General features: G+C 62.1%; 16 protein-coding genes. 5 read left to right on the top strand and 11 right to left on the bottom strand.

Features of this window, described 5'->3' with window-relative positions:
• Positions 1-6: 6 nt before the first annotated feature.
• The 4 genes from ERD78_RS00950 to ERD78_RS20080 all read right to left on the bottom strand — a co-directional run bounded on the left by ERD78_RS00950 (position 7) and on the right by ERD78_RS20080 (position 5,197).
• Complete coding sequence (locus ERD78_RS00950; protein WP_129967306.1) at positions 7-1,188, bottom strand: iron-containing alcohol dehydrogenase; 1,182 nt, start codon at positions 1,186-1,188, stop codon at positions 7-9.
• 34 nt (positions 1,189-1,222) lie between these two features.
• Positions 1,223-2,608 carry an aldehyde dehydrogenase family protein gene (locus tag ERD78_RS00945; RefSeq protein ID WP_218940745.1) on the bottom strand — a complete coding sequence of 462 codons (1,386 nt, stop codon included), beginning with the start codon at positions 2,606-2,608 and terminating at the stop codon, positions 1,223-1,225.
• 8 nt (positions 2,609-2,616) lie between these two features.
• Positions 2,617-4,002 (bottom strand): glutamine synthetase family protein, encoded by a 1,386-nt coding sequence (locus ERD78_RS00940; protein WP_129967304.1) that lies wholly within the window; start codon positions 4,000-4,002, stop codon positions 2,617-2,619.
• Between the two features lie 208 nt (positions 4,003-4,210).
• Positions 4,211-5,197, bottom strand: a complete 987-nt coding sequence (locus tag ERD78_RS20080; RefSeq protein ID WP_167668803.1) for a helix-turn-helix domain-containing protein — start codon at positions 5,195-5,197, stop codon at positions 4,211-4,213.
• Positions 5,198-5,401: 204 nt separating this feature from the next.
• Here ERD78_RS20080 and ERD78_RS00930 point away from each other — a divergent pair, with 204 nt between their 5' ends.
• The 5 genes from ERD78_RS00930 (at position 5,402) to ERD78_RS00910 (ending at position 9,575) form a co-directional block, all read left to right on the top strand.
• Complete coding sequence (locus ERD78_RS00930) at positions 5,402-6,223, top strand: energy transducer TonB (protein WP_129967302.1); 822 nt, start codon at positions 5,402-5,404, stop codon at positions 6,221-6,223.
• A 9-nt stretch (positions 6,224-6,232) separates the two neighbouring features.
• A complete protein-coding gene (locus ERD78_RS00925; RefSeq protein WP_129967301.1) occupies positions 6,233-7,165 on the top strand; it encodes a MotA/TolQ/ExbB proton channel family protein in 933 nt (310 codons plus the stop codon).
• Positions 7,166-7,693 (top strand): ExbD/TolR family protein, encoded by a 528-nt coding sequence (locus ERD78_RS00920; protein WP_129967300.1) that lies wholly within the window; start codon positions 7,166-7,168, stop codon positions 7,691-7,693. It begins immediately after the preceding gene.
• A gap of 129 nt (positions 7,694-7,822) precedes the next feature.
• Positions 7,823-8,500, top strand: coding sequence for a response regulator transcription factor (locus ERD78_RS00915; protein WP_129967299.1), 678 nt, complete (start codon positions 7,823-7,825; stop codon positions 8,498-8,500).
• Positions 8,478-9,575, top strand: a complete 1,098-nt coding sequence (locus ERD78_RS00910) for a sensor histidine kinase (RefSeq protein WP_129967298.1) — start codon at positions 8,478-8,480, stop codon at positions 9,573-9,575. The genes ERD78_RS00915 and ERD78_RS00910 overlap by 23 nt, the downstream gene beginning before the upstream one ends.
• A 91-nt stretch (positions 9,576-9,666) precedes the next feature.
• On the opposite strand, the gene ERD78_RS00905 is transcribed toward ERD78_RS00910, so the two are convergent.
• The 7 genes from ERD78_RS00905 to ERD78_RS00875 all read right to left on the bottom strand — a co-directional run bounded on the left by ERD78_RS00905 (position 9,667) and on the right by ERD78_RS00875 (position 16,462).
• Positions 9,667-10,251, bottom strand: coding sequence for a hypothetical protein (locus ERD78_RS00905; RefSeq protein WP_129967297.1), 585 nt, complete (start codon positions 10,249-10,251; stop codon positions 9,667-9,669).
• 138 nt (positions 10,252-10,389) lie between these two features.
• The gene (mnhG, locus tag ERD78_RS00900; protein WP_129967296.1) at positions 10,390-10,794 is read right to left on the bottom strand and encodes a monovalent cation/H(+) antiporter subunit G; all 405 of its coding nucleotides are present in this window, start codon (positions 10,792-10,794) and stop codon (positions 10,390-10,392) included.
• Positions 10,791-11,087: a K+/H+ antiporter subunit F gene (locus tag ERD78_RS00895; RefSeq protein ID WP_129967295.1), complete on the bottom strand. Its 297-nt coding sequence runs from the start codon at positions 11,085-11,087 to the stop codon at positions 10,791-10,793. The genes mnhG and ERD78_RS00895 overlap by 4 nt, the downstream gene beginning before the upstream one ends.
• Positions 11,084-11,581 carry a Na+/H+ antiporter subunit E gene (locus ERD78_RS00890; RefSeq protein ID WP_129967294.1) on the bottom strand — a complete coding sequence of 166 codons (498 nt, stop codon included), beginning with the start codon at positions 11,579-11,581 and terminating at the stop codon, positions 11,084-11,086. Before ERD78_RS00890 ends, ERD78_RS00895 begins: the two co-directional genes overlap by 4 nt.
• Entirely contained in the window at positions 11,578-13,212 is a 1,635-nt protein-coding gene (locus ERD78_RS00885) for a monovalent cation/H+ antiporter subunit D (protein ID WP_129967293.1), read from the bottom strand. The genes ERD78_RS00890 and ERD78_RS00885 overlap by 4 nt, the downstream gene beginning before the upstream one ends.
• Positions 13,209-13,553: a Na+/H+ antiporter subunit C gene (locus ERD78_RS00880; RefSeq protein WP_129967292.1), complete on the bottom strand. Its 345-nt coding sequence runs from the start codon at positions 13,551-13,553 to the stop codon at positions 13,209-13,211. Before ERD78_RS00880 ends, ERD78_RS00885 begins: the two co-directional genes overlap by 4 nt.
• Positions 13,553-16,462: a monovalent cation/H+ antiporter subunit A gene (locus tag ERD78_RS00875; protein ID WP_129967291.1), complete on the bottom strand. Its 2,910-nt coding sequence runs from the start codon at positions 16,460-16,462 to the stop codon at positions 13,553-13,555. The genes ERD78_RS00880 and ERD78_RS00875 overlap by 1 nt, the downstream gene beginning before the upstream one ends.
• Between the last annotated feature and the right edge of the window lie 138 nt (positions 16,463-16,600).

The raw sequence follows: 16,600 nt of genomic DNA, 5'->3' as shown, positions 1-16,600 counted from the left end.
GTGCCGTCATCCGCGTTGCAGTGTGCCATTGAGCGCATCGCGCAGAATGGCGGCATATTCTTCGGTGCTGAATCGAATCGGATTGGTGGCGGCCGATCCATCGGCCACCGCCATGTTTCCGATAAGCGCGACGTCCGTGTCGGGGATGCCTATCTCGCGCAGCGTATGCGGAATGCCCAGGCTTTCGCGTAATGCCAGCACCCAGGCCATGACATCGTCGAAATGGCCGGGCGGCGCCCCCAATCCCAGATAGCGTGACAGCAATTGAATGGGCGCCTGGATAGCTCTGCGGTTCGCCTGCAGCACGTAGGGCATGAGGATGGCATTGAGCGTGCCATGGTGCGCGTCATACAACGCGCCCAGAGGGTGGGCCAAGGCGTGCATGGCGCCCAGCCCTTTCTGAAAGGCGGTGGCGCCCATGCAGGAAGCGACCAGCATGTGGTGACGCGCTTCGATATCGTTGCCGTCGGCAAACGCGCGTGGCAGGTAGTTGTGAATGAGATGTATGCCTTCAAGGGCTATGCCTTGCGCCATGGGGTGATATACCGGCGAACACAGGGCTTCCATATTGTGCGAGAGCGCATCCATGCCCGTGGCGGCGGTCAGGCGGGGGGGCAGGCCTGTGCAGAGTTCCGCATCAAGAATCACCAGCGCGGGCAGCATGGCGGGATGGAAGATGATGCGCTTTACATGTGTGGATTCGTCGGTAATGACCGATGCACGGCCCACTTCCGAACCGGTCCCTGCCGTGGTCGGTATGGCGATGACCGGCGCCATGCCTTGCGTGTTCACACGCACATAGTTGTCGCCCACGTCCTCGAAGTCCCATAACGGCAGCGCTTGTCCCGCCATAAGCGCCACTGCCTTGGCGGCATCCAGCGCCGAGCCGCCTCCCAGCGCGATGACGCCGTCGTGCGAACCTGAACGATAGGCCTCGACACCCGCCTCTACGTTGGCGCCGGTGGGGTTTCCCTTGATGGCGGAAAATACGGTGCATGGCAGGCCTGCGTCTCTGCACGCGCTGACGGCGCGTTCTACCATGGGTAGATCGGCGAGCCCTGGGTCAGTAACAAGAAGAGGGCGTGAAATGCCGAGCGGTGCACAGTGTTGCGGGAGCTCGCGCAGGCGGCCGGGCCCCGCCTTGATGGCGGTGGGATAGTTCCAGTTGGTGCTTGGCAGGTTTGTCATAGGGTTATCGCGGCTGTTGCCGTGGCGAAAGACATTAAAGCGTGCGCAGGTGAAAAGACTTGACCTGCGTCAGAGCGTGGTAGCCCAGCACTGACAGCGAGATGCCGTGCCCGGTCTGTTTGACGCCGGTCCATGCCAGTGCGGGATCCAGGTAATCGCAGCGATTCATGAAGAACGTTCCAGTCCTGACGCGGCGTCCTATGCGCTTGGCTGCATCGGCGTCCTGCGTGAAGACGGACGCCGTAAGACCATAATCGCTGTCATTCATCAGCTCGATGGCCTGCTCGTCCGACCGTACCGGCATGACGCACACGACCGGGCCAAAGCATTCTTCCTTCATGATCTCCATGTCGTGGTCGACATTGACCAGCAGCGCGGGCGCAACATAGGCATCCCGCCCGTTGGCGCGCGGGAACCGCGCCGGATCGATGAGGTTGCGCGCGCCCCTGTTCTCTGCGTTGGCGACCATGGCGCGGATATCGTCAGCGGCGGAAGTCCGGACGACGGGTCCCAGGGTTGTATCCGGATTCATAGGGTTGTCGAGTACGTAGGCTTGAGTCAGCCTACGTGCCTGTTCGACAAAATCGTCATGGACAGAGACGTCGACATAGATGCGCTGAATGCCGCAGCAGGACTGCCCCGCATTGAAATAGGCGCCGTCGACAAGGGTTTCAACGGCATGCGCCAGATTGGCGTCGGATCGTACATAGGCCGGATCGTTGCCGCCAAGTTCGAGCCCACTGCCAATGAAGCGTCCCGCCATGGCCGCTTCGATGGCAGCGCCCCCGCGCACTGAACCGGTGAAGGAAACATAATCGATGCAGGAAGAGGCGATGATGCGGCGAATGGTGTCGTGCGTGCCGTGAACGAACTGAAAGACGCCTTGTGGCAAGCCTGCATCCAGAAAGGCCTGCGCCATTTGCTCAGCGCACAGCGGCGTCTGATCGGAATGCTTGAGAATCACGGCGTTGCCTGCCGCCAGCGCGGGCACGATGCTGTTGACGGCGGTGAGCAGCGGATAATTCCATGGCGCTATCGTCAGTACGGTACCGACGGCTTCCCGCGTCATGTAGCGTTCGAGGCCATCGGCCGGTCCGAGCACAATGGGTGCGAGCGCCTCGGGCGCAGCGCCAAGCATATGACGGGCTCGCTCTTCGAAGCCGCGCAATTCGCCTGGTGTGTGGCGGATGGGCCGGCCCATCTGACGGGTAATGGATTCGGCCATGGCGCCGGTCTGGCGAACGACCTCGTCCACGCAGGCATGCAGGCAGGCCACGCGCGCATCAAGCGGCGTGGCGGCCCATTCCGCACCGGCTGCGCGCGCCCGGCGCAGCATATCGCCGATTTCATGCTCGCTGGCATAGGGGCGGCGTACAAGCACGCTGCCATCCACAGGGCTGATCGTGACAAGCTCATTCATGATGCGGGCTAGATGATTTCAAAATAGCGTTGCAGTTCCCAGTCGGTGACATATTCCCGGAACTTCCGTTCCTCCCATTCTCGGGTACTGGCCATGTGCTCGACAAAGGCATCGCCGAACAGTTCGCGCGCCGCGCTAGAGGCCCGCAGCCGCTGGGCCGCTTCCCAGAGCGTGGCGGGAAACTTGAGATGATCGGGAAACGATTGCGCATAGGCGTTCCCGCTGGTGATGACTTCCGGCTCAAGCTTGTCGCGAATGCCGAGCAGGCCTGCGCCGAGGCCGGCAGCCAACGCAATATAGGGATTGGCATCGGCGGAGCCTATACGTATCTCCACACGCTGCGACTTGTCGGAACCGGGGATCACCCGCAGGGCGGTGGTGCGGTTCTCGATGCCCAGGCTGGCTTCGAGCGGCGCCCAATAACCGGGCACCAACCGTGTATAGCTGTTGATGGTGGGCGCGTACATGGCCATGAGCTCAGGCATGTAGTGTTGCTGGCCGGCAATGAAATGCCGCTGCAGCGTGCTGATGTGATGCGCCTGCTCCGGATCGTGAAACACATTTCTGCCAGTATTCCTGTCGATAAGGGAAAGATGTATGTGCCCACTCTGGCCGGAGTGAAGATGCGACCACTTTGCCATGAACGTGGCCATCAGTTCATGCCGCTCGGCAAGCGCCTTGACGAAGGTCTTGAACAGAAAGGCCTTGTCGGCCGCGTCGGAAATCCGGTCCACAGCAATCGCCGCCTCCAGCACGCCTGGGCCGGTTTCCGTATGCAGGCCCTCCATGGGCAGATCCATGCGCTCGGTCAGATCGCACAACGCGGTGTAGAACTCCGAGTTGGTCGTGCTGCGCAGAATGGAATAGCCAAAATTTCCGGGCGTCCAGGGCGTCAGGTTGCGATAATGCTTTTCCCGCGCGGAGTGGGGCGTTTCATTGAATACAAAGAATTCATATTCGAGCGCCGCACAGGCGTCGAAACCCATATCGTGCGCGCGGTCCACAACCCGTCGCAGCAAGCGGCGCGGACAGACTTGCGCCGCGGAACCCTCGAACTCACCGATGAAGAACAGCATTTCCTCGCCGTTCGGTCCGTGTTCCAGCGGAAGGCGGCGGCAGCTGGCGGGATCGATGTGCGCATGCGCGTCGGGATAGGCCGTGTGCCAGCCTGTGAAGGCCGTGTTGTCATACAGCTGGTCTTCGGAATCCCACCCCATGACAACATCGCAGAACACGAAGCCGTCGCGCAGGGCGCTCAGGAATTTATCCTTGCGCATATACTTGCCGCGCATCACGCCATCTATGTCGGACAGGCCGAGTTTTATATGAGTCAGGCCGCTGGCTTGGACCAGCGCAATGGCATCTTCGGTCGTCTTGACTGTGCGTTCTTGCATGACAGGCTCTTGCGATGATTGCGAAAAGCACCCCGGGCGCGGTGTGCGGGCACTATCCGGGTGTGCCGGGACAGGTACAGCTTCTACTTTCCATCCTTGGCCGACGGATGACTATCGGATTTCGGCAAAAAAAAGCCGGTCCTGCGGCGCAAGGTCCGTTTCGCGCATTTTTTTCCTGCCTGGCCATTGCCCGGGACGGACATGGCGATCAGTCATTGACGTGGCGACCGGCGGTTTCAGAGGGAAGCTCGCCAAAAATCTGGCGGTAGTCCGCGGCAAACTGACCCAGATGATGAAAGCCCCAGGACATGGCCGCCTGAGTGACCGGATCGTGGCAGCCGTCGCTGTGCCTCAGCATGCGGCGTACCTGATTCAGTTTCACGATGCGCAGGTAGCGCAGGGGAGGCATGCCCACGACGTCCTGAAAACAGTATTGGAGCGTGCGGCGGCTGACATGCAGCGCCCGGCACAGTTGCGGAATGCTGATATCCTCCGCGGGCAGCGCCAGCACCAGTTCGCGGGCGCGTTCGATCACATGATGCCGCCTCGCCTGCCGGGGCGACGCCCGGTGGGCTTCGGGTTCCGCGGGCACGATCAGCGGCGCGAGGCAGGACAGGATGCGTTCTTCAAGCCTGTGATAGGATCGCCGCGCGTGCGCGCCGCGCGTGGCGTGCAGCATGCGCAGCAGCGCCCGGCAGACGTCTGCCTTCGCAAGCGGGTCGACGACCAGTATTCCCTGGCGTTTCAGCATGTCATGACTGTCGAGGTGCTCGACGTCCTGAAGATAGCGTGCAAGCAGACGCTCCTGGATCACGATGCCTATGATGTCGAAGTCGGCGGGCGTGAAAAGCTCGAACTGCGCGCCGCCCCGCTGCAGCGCGAGGCCGTTGGACGGGATGTGCCGGGTCGCCAGGCGTGCCTGCCTGCCGCCCGCCGTATCGGATACCGGAATGCCGAACCACAGCGCATCGCGCCATGCCGCGCACGATTGATGCAGCACCTGGCTGGTGGACTCCAGGAAAAGCTGAGTGTGGGGCAGCCACAGCTGCGTGATCCGGCCGGAGAAGGCGCCAGCGGAAAATTGATTGTAGTCCTGCTCCCAGCGGCTGAGGTTGTGGGCATGATCATCGACATCGTCGGAGGTGATCGTGCTCCAGCGTGCGCCGTCTGGACGGGGCGTGTGCACTGTCGTCATGCGCGGGTCCTTGTAGGCTGGAGTACTCCAGCTTACTGTTTTGAGTTTGAAACTTGAATGAGGGTAAGCGCGCATTCGTCTACGATCTAGTACGCCTTGTTACTTTATTGCGAATGGTTCGCATTCATGCTACTATTCCGCAGTTGGATCGCAGTAATCCGGTGTGTTGGGTTGCTGTGCAACCCTAATTCTTTGCGCTGGATCATGTCGCGTTTTCAAGCCCAGGCCACACCTCGCCATACCCTAACCAAAGTGGCCGGTGCTATTGGCGCGCTCGGTGTACACCTTGCCGTACTGGCCGCCATCATCGCCTCACCGCCTCCCAAGCCTCAAATGGAAATGGACGAGACTGTCGATGTTCGTTTCGTGGAGATCTCCGACGAAATCATCGATGCGGCGCCAGTTGAAGAACCCGTTCCCGAGCCTGTTGTCGAGCCTGAACCCGAGCCGGAGCCTGAGCCCGTCGTCGAGGAGCCCGAACCCGTTATCGAACCGGAACCCGAGCCCGTCGTCGAACCCGAGCCAGAGCCCGAGCCTGTTGTAGAGGAGCCTGAACCCGAGGCCATCACGCCGCCGCCACCGCCGCCCAAACCCAAGCCAGAACCCAAACCCAAACCCAAGCCCGAGCCAAAACCCAAGCCCAAGCCTCAGCCCAAGCCTCAGCCCAAGCCGGTTGCGCAGGCGCCGGCGGGGCAAGCCACGGCTCCGGTTCCCCAGGCGCCGCCGAAGCCGGTGGATCCCGATCGGCCGCGTCTCATCGGCAAGGTCGATTACCTTGGCCGGCGTCCCATGCCCGTTTATCCGCGCGCTTCCGAAAGGCGTGGAGAAGAAGGGCGTGTCGTGGTGCGGGTGCTGATCTCTCCGCAGGGTACGGTGCTGAAGGCCACCATCCAGAAGTCGTCCGGCTATCACCGGCTCGACGATGCCGCGCTCGACGCTGCACGATCCGCGCGCTTCCGCCCCTACACCGAAAACGGCATTGCCTATCGGGCCATGGCCGACATCCCCTTTGACTTTGTTCTATAGGACACGAGAATGCTCGATTTATTTCACAGCGCACTGCACGTGCTTGCACAGCTAGGCGATGCCGCGCAAACTGGCGCCAACGCAGCGGGCGGGGCGGTCTCGTCCGCCGTGGATGCGGCGTCCTCCGTTGCCGAGACGGCCTCGGCCGCCACCGGCGCGGCGGCGTCGGCAGTCGCGGGGGTGGTCGGCACGCCACCCCTGCCCAATGCCGATCAGGGGGGCGTGCTGCATTTCATTTCCCAGAGCGACGTGGTGGGCAAGTCCCTCTTCGGCATCCTGATCGTCATGTCGCTTGTCAGCTGGTATCTCATCTTCGTCAAGTCCTTCACCAATTTCCGCACACGGCGCCGTACGCACAAGTTCCTGCGCGAGTTCTGGGCGTCCAGCTCGTTGGAGCAGGTCGAAAACGAAATCGCCACGCACGGTGCCACAGAGCCTTTCGCGCATGTCACCAGCCACGCCATTCACGCCCAGAAGCACCATGCCAAGTACGGGGCCATAAAGCTCGAGGAAAAAGGTTCCACGGGTGCATTTGTCACGCGCACCATCCGCAAGGTCATCGACGAAGAAACCGCCAAGCTCGAGAACGGCCTGACCGTGCTGGCCTCCATAGGTTCCACGGCGCCCTTCGTGGGTTTGTTCGGAACGGTGTGGGGGGTTTACCACGCGCTGGTCGGCATCGGCCTTTCCGTGGACGGCGTCACCATCAACCGCATTGCCGGCCCGGTTGGCGAGGCGCTCATCATGACGGGGCTGGGCCTGGCTGTCGCCATTCCCGCAGTGCTGGCATACAACGGCTTTGTGCGCGGCAACCGGGTCTATCTCGCTTCGCTTGATGCCTTTGCCCATGACCTCTACACATTCCTTTCGACCGGCCAACAGGTATTCGAATGGAACGGCAAGGGGCGCCGCGTTGCCCTGGCCGCGAGCAAAGGAGAGTAAATGGCTTTCGGTAGCTTCGACACCAAGGCGGCCAACCACACGGTCAATGAAATCAACATGGTGCCGTTGATCGACGTCATGTTGGTGCTGCTGGTTATTTTCATTATCACGGCGCCGCTCATCAGCCACTCCATTCGCATCAATGTGCCGCAGGCCTCCGCCGATCCGGTTGAAATGGAGCCCAAATCCATAGATCTGGCGGTGGATGCCGAGGGCATCCTCTACTGGAACGACGAGGCCATCAGCCCTGATGAGCTCGAATCGCGCCTGGCCAGCGAGGCCACCCAGGATCCTCAGCCAGAGCTGCGCATTCGTGCAGATCTCAACACGCGCTACGAAATTCTCGCAAAAATCATGAGCAGCGCCAAGGCAGCCGGCCTCAAACGCATGGGCTTCATCACCCGCCCCGCCGCCAAAGACGTAGCCCACGAGTCGTCCGCTGGCAAGGCGGGCAGCGCAGTAGGTGGAGCAGGGCAAGGCCAGCAGGCAGGCGGCTCCCGGGGGGTCACCCCGGCAGCAGCGCACTGACCGGGCTGACGGTCCGTCCATGCCGGGGCATCAGCGGGCAATACACGCGCCGCCGATGCCCCGGCTCTGTTTTGATGCACGTGCATTACAGGACGCGACGAATTCCCCGCTTCGATATAGAATCGTGCCATGCGAGTTCTAGTTATTGAAGATGACACCACCCTGGGCCACGCGCTGCAGGAATTTCTGGTGGAACAAGGCTATGCCGTGGATTGGCTGGCTGATGGTGAGCAGGTTGCCGGCGCGGTCGCCGGGCAAAGCTACGACCTTCTCCTGCTCGATTTGAATCTGCCCGGTGAAAGCGGGCTCGAGATTCTACGCAAGTTGCGCGCGAACAACGAGCAGGTTCCCGTACTGATACTCACCGCCCGCGATGGCGTGGAGGATCGCGTGGCGGGCCTGGACGCGGGCGCAGACGATTATGTCACCAAGCCATTCGAGCTGGCCGAGCTGGCTGCCCGTGTGCGGGCTTTTGGCCGCCGCCGCGCAGGCCAGGCCCAGCCTTTCATCGAGGCAGGGCCTCTGGTATTCGATTCCGTTGGCCGCGAAGTCCGCGCCAACGGCGAACGCCTTGCACTTTCCGTTCGGGAATTGTCCGTGCTGGAAATGCTCATGGCACGTGTGGGCCGCGTCGTTACAAAGCGGCAGATTGTCAATTCGCTGTCAGCCTGGGATGCTGATTTCAGCGAAAACGCGGTCGAAGTCTACGTCTATCGGTTGCGCAAGCGTCTGGAAGGCACGGGCGCGGGTATCCAGACAGTGCGGGGCTTCGGTTATTTGCTCGATGTGGAAAATACCGCTGGCTAGGCTCTGGTCCACAGGCATGCCGCCAGGGTCTCTGGCGCGCCATCTCGTGTTGAGACTGTTTCCGGCGGTATTTGTGCTGGTTGTCATCGATCTGGGGGCAACATGGGTCATGACGCGCAAGGTATCGCTTGAGTCCTGGCTGCTGCGCGACATATTCTGGACCATGGTCGTAGGTCAGATCGTGCTTGTGCTTCTGTTTGCCTGGGTGCTGGTATCCGGCGTCCAGTCGGGCTTGGCATCCATCAATCGGCTTTCCCAGGAGATACGGCAGCGGTCTATCGAAGACCTGCAGCCGCTCGATGTGGCAGGCCTGCCAACCGAGGTGGCGCCGCTGGTCACGCATTTCAATGACTTGCTCATACGCCTGGATGACTCCATGCAGGCGCAGAAGCGCTTCATTGGGCACGCAGCCCATCAGTTGCGCACACCGCTTGCCGGGCTGAAGCTCGAGTCCGAGCTCATGTTGCAGCGTACATTGCCCGATGATGTCCGCAGCAGAGCCGAGCGCATCAAGACTGTCACCGATCGCATGATACGGTTGGGACAGCAACTGCTTGTGCTGGCCCGGGCAGACTCTTCCACGCGCCCGCAGGATAGCTTCAAAAGAGTGGATCTTTCCGAATGGGTGCGCGAGAGCGCCGCCGAATGGATACCCCAGGCGCGCACGCGCCATCTCGATGTCCAACTGTCGGCGCCATCCGAACCGGTGTGGGTCGATGTTGATCCCATCCTGCTGGAAGAACTGCTCAGCAACTTGATAGACAATGCGCTGCGCTATGGCGAGGGCGCCACGGCGGTCAAACTTCAGGTGTCAGCCAATCCTCCGTCCCTGTCAGTCGAGGACGACGGCAAAGGGATCAACCCCAACGATGCCGAGCGTGTTTTCGAGGCGTTCTATCGTTCGCCGCAAGCTGTGGCGGAAGGCTCCGGCCTGGGTCTGGCCATTGTGCGTGAAATCGCGCGCGCGCACGGCGCATGGTGGAATCTCTCCAGCCGCCCCGCGTTTCCGGGCACACGCGTCACGCTGGTATTTCCTGGCCCTCGCATCGGAGCCAGGTTTACACGCCAGGAGTGAGTACTTGCAGAAACACGGATGCGCCGGCCCGGTGTCCGATCCGGGTCGGACAGCCGCTGCGGCCAGGCGCCTTCCCGGGTTTGCGCAAGGCCTACTGAACCCCTGTGCCGGGAGGCACCGCGGGTGGTGGCGGTGGCACCGGGCTGCCGGGTGCGGGTACGGAGGGCGGCGTGGTGGTCTGGGGCGCCGGCATCGTTTGCTGGCTGGTGGCTGGCACCGGTGCGGATGGCGCAATGACGGGAGGCGTATTGGGTGCTGTCGGCGCTGCGGTGGAAGTCGCGGGCTGGCCGGGTATGGTTATGGTCGTTTCCCTCAATACGCCGCCGCCAGCCACGCTGCCCTGTACCTGGGTGTTCGACCCCGGTGACATCTGCAGCATGCAATCTTCCCGTTGATCCGCCGGCAACGCCTGGCAGCGACGAACCTGGTTCTGGTCATAATTGGCGTTGCCGTGCATGAGACGGTTGCGCTTCGCTTCTTCGAGCGCGGCACCCGCTTCACGCATGCACGTGGCCTTGTCCTGGTTGGTATCGCCCGATTGGCAGCGGGCAACATCCGTCTTGTATTGTGCTTCGGGGCTGATGGCTTGCGCCGCTGCCGTGGAAGCTGCCATGCAGGCGCCCGCGGCAAAAACAGCCAGCATCAGGCGGGAAAGGGTTGTGTGTGAAAGCGTCATAAGCCTACTCCTTCTTCTGGCGATACGCCGCTTGGAGGCGCGGCGTATTGCGGTTTGAATTGCTTCCTCGAGAGAAGCCACTTTTCCAGTATATAGGCCTGTTACAAATACCGCGTTTTTGGTTGTAACAGCGGGTATCTACATTCTAGCGGGCTCCTCATCCGCAGCGCGTGTCGCTTCTGCCTGGGTCGGAGCGGCGGGCTCGTCGCTGGGACCCAGAATGATGTCGCCCGGATTCTGATGCAATTCTCGTGCCTTGCGCCGGATGGCTGCCCGCATCAGTAGCATTGCGCTTACCGGAGAGGTGATGATCAGGAATAGCGTGATAATAATGGGATGGATGACCAGCCGGTGTTCGCTTGTCGAAGCAAGCAGGATGGTGGCAACCAACACGAAGAACACGCCCGCCGTATTGCCGAGCGTGGGGGCATGGATGCGGCGAAAGAACGACGACATGCGCAGCAGCCCGATGCTGCCCGTCAGGGCCAGAATGCCGCTGCATACCAGCAACAGCGATACTGCGAAGGCAACGAGCAGATTCATGGCTCTATGACCTCGCCGCGCAGCAGGAACTTGGCCATCGCAACCGAACTGACGAAGCCGAACATACTGATCAGCAATGCGATGTCGAAATAGAGTTCCGACTTGAAATGCAGCCCCAGTAATAGCAGGATGAGCATGCCATTGATGTACATGGTATCGAGCGCCAGGACACGGTCAGATGCAGCGGGGCCGCGCAGCAGGCGCAGCGCCGCGCAGGCCAGCGCCAGCGCGAAGCATCCCAGCGCGAAGCTGGCTGCCCAGTAGATGAGAGAGGATGCGGCCAGAGTATTCATGGTTCGAAGATCTCCAGAAGCGGACGTTCGTAGCGTTGCTGGATGATGCGCAGCCATGCCGACTCGTCCTTCAAGTCTAGTACATGCAGAGTGAGCACACCTTCGGCTTCTGCGTACTCCGCCCATACCGTGCCGGGTGTGTAGGTGACAATGCAGGCCAATGCCGCCAAACCGTGCGGATCGCGCAGGCGCAGCGGAATGCGTATGAAACCGGGTGTGATGTCCGCCTTCCGGCCTTTCCAGATAATGCACGCGACGGCAACATTGGAGACGGCAATGTCCCAGGCAACATGCGCCAGCAGCCTGACAGCCAGCAGCAGGCGCCGAGGATGCGCGCGTAGCGGTCGCAATTGCGAGGCGGCCAGCGCACCGGTGAGTGTCAGCGCAAGCAGAACGCCCAGCGTGATCTGACCCGCGGACAGGCTGTCGTTGAGCAGCAGCCACAGCGCCAGCAGCAGCAGGGGCAGGGTCAGGATATGGACAATGCGTTTCAAGGCTGGCCTCCGCCGACGCTGCGTACAGGGCTTTGCGACAGGACTGCGTTGATGTAGGCATCGGGCTTGTCGAGGTAGCGAGCCGTATTGTCAAGATAGCTCATCACGGGGCCGGCCCAGAAAGTCAACAATACGCAAGCCAGCACCAGTGCGCCGATCGGGCCAGCCTCGCTGATGCGAAGTCGTGGAACAATCATGTCTTCATTTGACCAGAACAGGCGGATGCCGGTGCGGCTGAAGGCGATGATGCCGGACATGCCTGAAATCAATATGCCCGCGATCAGCGACCAACTGGCCACGGAGGGAAGGTCCAGGGCCGATGTGCCCAGCGCCGCGGAGAGCAGGGCGAACTTGGCCACGAAACCGGACAGGGGCGGCAACCCGGTGACAAGCAGGCCGCAGGCAATGAAGGCCAGGCCGAGAAAGGCCATGGCGGCGGGGATGGCCACGCCCACGACATCATCGGATCGCTCCGGCGACTCCTCGTCTTCGACATCAAAGGCCTCCAGGCTGACGGCGAGCAGCTCGGCGCCGAACGGCTGGGTGCGTTCTATGAGCTCCAGGAGCATGAAAAAGGCGCCCAGCGTAAGTACGGAGACGATCAGGTAGAACAGTGCGGGGCCGGTGAGCGTGACGCCGGGCATGCCCAGCGCCGCCAGCAGCGTGCCCGAGGACATGATGATGCAGTAGCCCGCCTGCCGTTCAACCTGCGTGGTGGCCAGAATGCCGATGGTGCCGAAAGCCAGCGTGGCCATGCCTACGGGAAACATCCACGCGCCGCCGAAAGCCGCCGGCGCGCCCGTGGGCAGCAGCAGCGAGCCGATCCGGAGCAAGGCATAAATACCAACCTTGGTCATGATCGCAAACATGCCGCCCACCGGGGGGCAGGCCGAAGCATATGCCGCCGGTAGCCAGAAGTTCAGCGGCCACGCCGCGGCCTTGATGAGAAACGCCACGCCGAGAATGGCCGCGCCGGTCTCGAACAATTGACGCTCATGGCCGGACAGCAGGCCCGCCTGCACTGCCAGGTCGGCCATATTCAGCGTGCCCGTGACGCCGTAGATGATCGCCATGGCGATGAGCAGCAGAAAGGAGGAAACGAGGTTGATGACGACATAGTGCAGTCCCGCCGCGACGCGCGCGCGGCCTGAACCGTGCAGCATGAGGCCATAAGAGGCGGCAAGCAGCACCTCGAAGAAAACAAACAGATTGAACAGGTCGCCGGTGAGGAAGGCGCCGTTCAGCCCCATGAGCAGGAACTGGAAAAGAGGATGGAAATGCACGCCTGACCTGTCCCACCGCGCGGTGGCGTATGTCCAGGCCGCTGCGCCCAGCACGGCGGTCAGCAGCAGCATCACGACGGACAGGCGGTCGACCACTGCCACGATGCCAAAGGGGGCGGGCCAGTCGCCAAGCAGATAGACGCCCACGCCGTCGGGCCACGGCATGGTGATATAGCCCGTCGTCATACTTAGCAGCGTAAGCGCCAGCGCGAGCTGAATCACAATGGAAAGCAGGCCGAGCGCCAGGCGCCAGCGCCTGCGGCTGTCCCCGGTAAGCAGCATGGCCGCTCCCGCGGCCAGTGGCACCGCGACAGGCAGTATGGACAGATGTTGCAGCCATGCTGTCATTGGCTGTGCTCCTGCCCGTCGACGTGATCGGTGCCCGAGAGGCCCCGGGATGCCAGCAGAAGCACCAGAAACAAGGCGGTCGTGGCGAACCCGATGACAATGGCCGTGAGCACCAGCGCTTGGGGCAACGGGTCGGCGTAGCGGGCGGGATCGGCTCCCCAGGCCGTGTCAATGACGGGCGGTGCGTTCAGCGTAATGCGTCCCATGGCGAAGATAAACAAGTTCACGGCGTACGAGATGAGCGACAAACCCATGATGACCTGGAAAGTGCGCGGACGAAGAAGCAGCCAGATTCCCGAGCCGGAGAGTACGCCAATGGCGAGGGCAAGTACGATTTCCATCAGCGTGTTCCTTTATCGGCCGCGGGTTTGCGATACAGGCGCAGCGACTGGTGAGCCAGCGCTACGAGCATGAGCACTGTGGCGCCCACCACCAGCATGTAGACACCGGCATCGAAAAGCAGCACAGTGGACAAGTGAATGGTGCCGATTACGGGCAGGACGACGTCGGCACTGGCCGCGGACAGAAACGGCTTGTGCAGCCACCATACCGAAATGGCCGCCGTGCCCGCCGCCAGCAGGCCCACGGCCAGCCATGACTGCGGATGGATGCGTGGCCGCGCCTCGACCCAGATGATGCCGCCCACCATGTATTGCAGAATGATGGCCGTGGCCATGATGAGTCCGCCCACGAAGCCGCCTCCCGGCAGATTGTGGCCGCGCAGCAGGAAGTAGAGGGAAATCAGCACGGCGATGGGCAGCAGCAGGCGTACAAGTACAGCCGGCACCATCATGACGCCGCGAGGCACCCTGGAAATGGGGTTGGGCTCGTCAAATGTGGAATTGAGCTGGGCGTTGCTGACGTCCTCGAGACGCGCCCGGGGCAGATGCAGGCTTTCGGGGGGCGGGCGGAAGCGGCGCAGCAGGGCATAGACAGTAAGCGCGACGATAGCCAGCACGGTGATCTCGCCGAATGTGTCGAAACCCCGGAAATCGACCAGGATGACATTGACAACATTGGCTCCGCCGCCCAGCGGCAGGGCCTGCTGGACGAAGAACGAAGAAATGCCTTGCGGGTGTCCGCTGGAGAGCACGGCGTAGGCGAGCGCCGCCATGCCCGCACCGCCGCACACGGCGATGATGAGATCGCGCGAGCGCCGCAGGTAGGCCAGCAGCGTTCCGGAAATAGGCTTGTCTTCGTCTTCTTCGCGCAGGCGCGGAGGCAGCCAGCGCAGGCCGAGCAGGATCAGGACAGTCGTGACGACTTCGACTGCAAACTGGGTGAGCGCGAGATCGGGGGCCGAAAGCCAGGAGAACGTCAACGATGTCACCAGGCCCGCGCCGCCGGCCAGCAGCAGCGAAACCGCGCGATGATACTTGGCCAGCCGCGCAGCGCCAACGGCGCAGGCGCCGCCGGCCAACCACAGCAGTGCGAAGAAGGGATTGAGGTCTGTATGGACGGTGGGCTGAAGCCATCCGGCCTGGCGCAGCGGCAGAGCGGCGACCAGAAGGGTAGTCAGGAACACCAGCACCAGCTGCGGCTGCTGCCGGGGAGATCGTATCCATCCCAGCACATAGGCGGCCAGGGTGTCCAGCCATTCGAGCAGCGTTTCGAAGCTTCGCCGTCCGTCGAATCTATAGATGAAGGGCGCGGCGCCAGGATGGGCGGCATGCCAGCGGCGCAGTGTCCAGAGCAGCAGCAGGCCGCCTCCCATGGCCAGCATGCTCATGGCCAGAGGTAGATTGAAGCCGTGCCAGACGCGCAGGTCATATGGCGGGGTTTGTGCACCGAGTATGGACACCACCGCGTTGCTCAGGAATGGGCCGAGCGTGTAGCCGGGAAGCATGCCCACGATGAGGCAGGCCAGGACCAGCACGGCACTGGGTACCAGCATGCGTAGTGGCGGCTCATGCGGCGTGCGGGGCAGGTCGCGCGGGGCTGGCCCGAAGAATACCTGGGCGATGAAGCGAACAGAGTACGCCACACTGAATGCGCCGGCCACAACAGCCATGAGCGGCAGCCCGACGCGGCTGTACCAGTTATCGCCTACAAAGACGGTTTCGGCAAAGAACATCTCCTTGGAGATGAAGCCGTTGAGCAGGGGGACCCCGGCCATGGAGGCCGCTGCCACCACCGCAAGCGTAGCCGTGATCGGCATGCTGCGATACAGGCCCGACAGTCGGGTGAGATCCCGTGTGCCCGTTTCATGGTCGACGATGCCGGCGGCCATGAACAGCGAGGCCTTGAAGGTGGCGTGGTTGACCATGTGAAAGATGGCGGCCACCAGCGCCAGCTTGCTGTTTAGCCCAAGCAGTAGCGTGATCAGCCCCAGATGGCTAATGGTCGAATAGGCAAGCACGCCCTTCATGTCGGATTGGAACGTAGCCGCATAAGCGCCCAGTGTCAGCGACAGCAGGCCTGCCGTGCCGATGATCCACGCCCATTCGCTGGAGCCCGACAACACGGGCCATAATCGGGCCAGCAGAAATACGCCCGCCTTGACCATGGTGGCCGAATGCAGATAGGCCGACACGGGCGTGGGTGCCGCCATGGCATTGGGCAGCCAGACATGGAACGGAAACTGTGCGCTTTTCGTGAGTGCGCCCAATGCAATGAGAATGAGTATGTAGGAGTACCAGGGGTCCTGCCGTATGCGCTCGCCCGCGGCCAGCACCTGATCGAGATCATAGCTGCCGACCACATGGCCCAGCATGAGGACGCCCGCCAGCAGGCACAGCCCTCCCATGCCTGTGATCACCAGCGACATGCGGGCGCCGCGACGGGCGTCCATGCGGTGGTACCAATACCCGATGAGCATGAACGACGACAGGCTGGTGAGCTCCCAGAACACCACCAATTGGATCAGATTGCCCGACAGCACGATGCCCAGCATGGCACCCATGAATGCCTGGAAAAAGGAAAAGAAGCGGGAGACGGGATCCTGAGGCGACAGATAGTAGCGTGCGTATAGGACGATCAGGCTGCCCATGCTGGCCACGATCAGCGCGAACAGCCATGCATAGCCATCCATGCGCAGGGTAAGTTCCAATCCCAGCGCCGGCACCCAGGCCAGCGTCGACTTGATGACTTGTCCGTCGAGTACGGCAGGCAACTGCAGCAGGATTAGCGCCGTGCAGGCCAGCGCAACGATGCCGGCCAGCCATGCTTCGATTTTGTGTGCATTGGGAGGCAACAGCGCGGCGACGATGCTGCCGGCGAAAGGCAGTGCGAGTATCAGGACCAGGGACATTGGCGGGAAAGAGGAATGACTGTGTTACGTGGCGACCTTAATAATACAATGGCTTTGTTCAGCTTCCTGACAGCTTCGCCCGAAGCGTTGAAAAAAGAATGCCGCCTGGGCGCAATGGAACGGCCGGGCAGGTATCCA

The sequence above is a fragment of the Allopusillimonas soli genome (assembly GCF_004153445.1).
In the GTDB taxonomy this organism is placed as follows: domain Bacteria; phylum Pseudomonadota; class Gammaproteobacteria; order Burkholderiales; family Burkholderiaceae_B; genus Allopusillimonas; species Allopusillimonas soli.
Note: the sequence above shows the minus strand (reverse complement) of the source record. Positions and strands in the feature narration are given on the sequence as shown.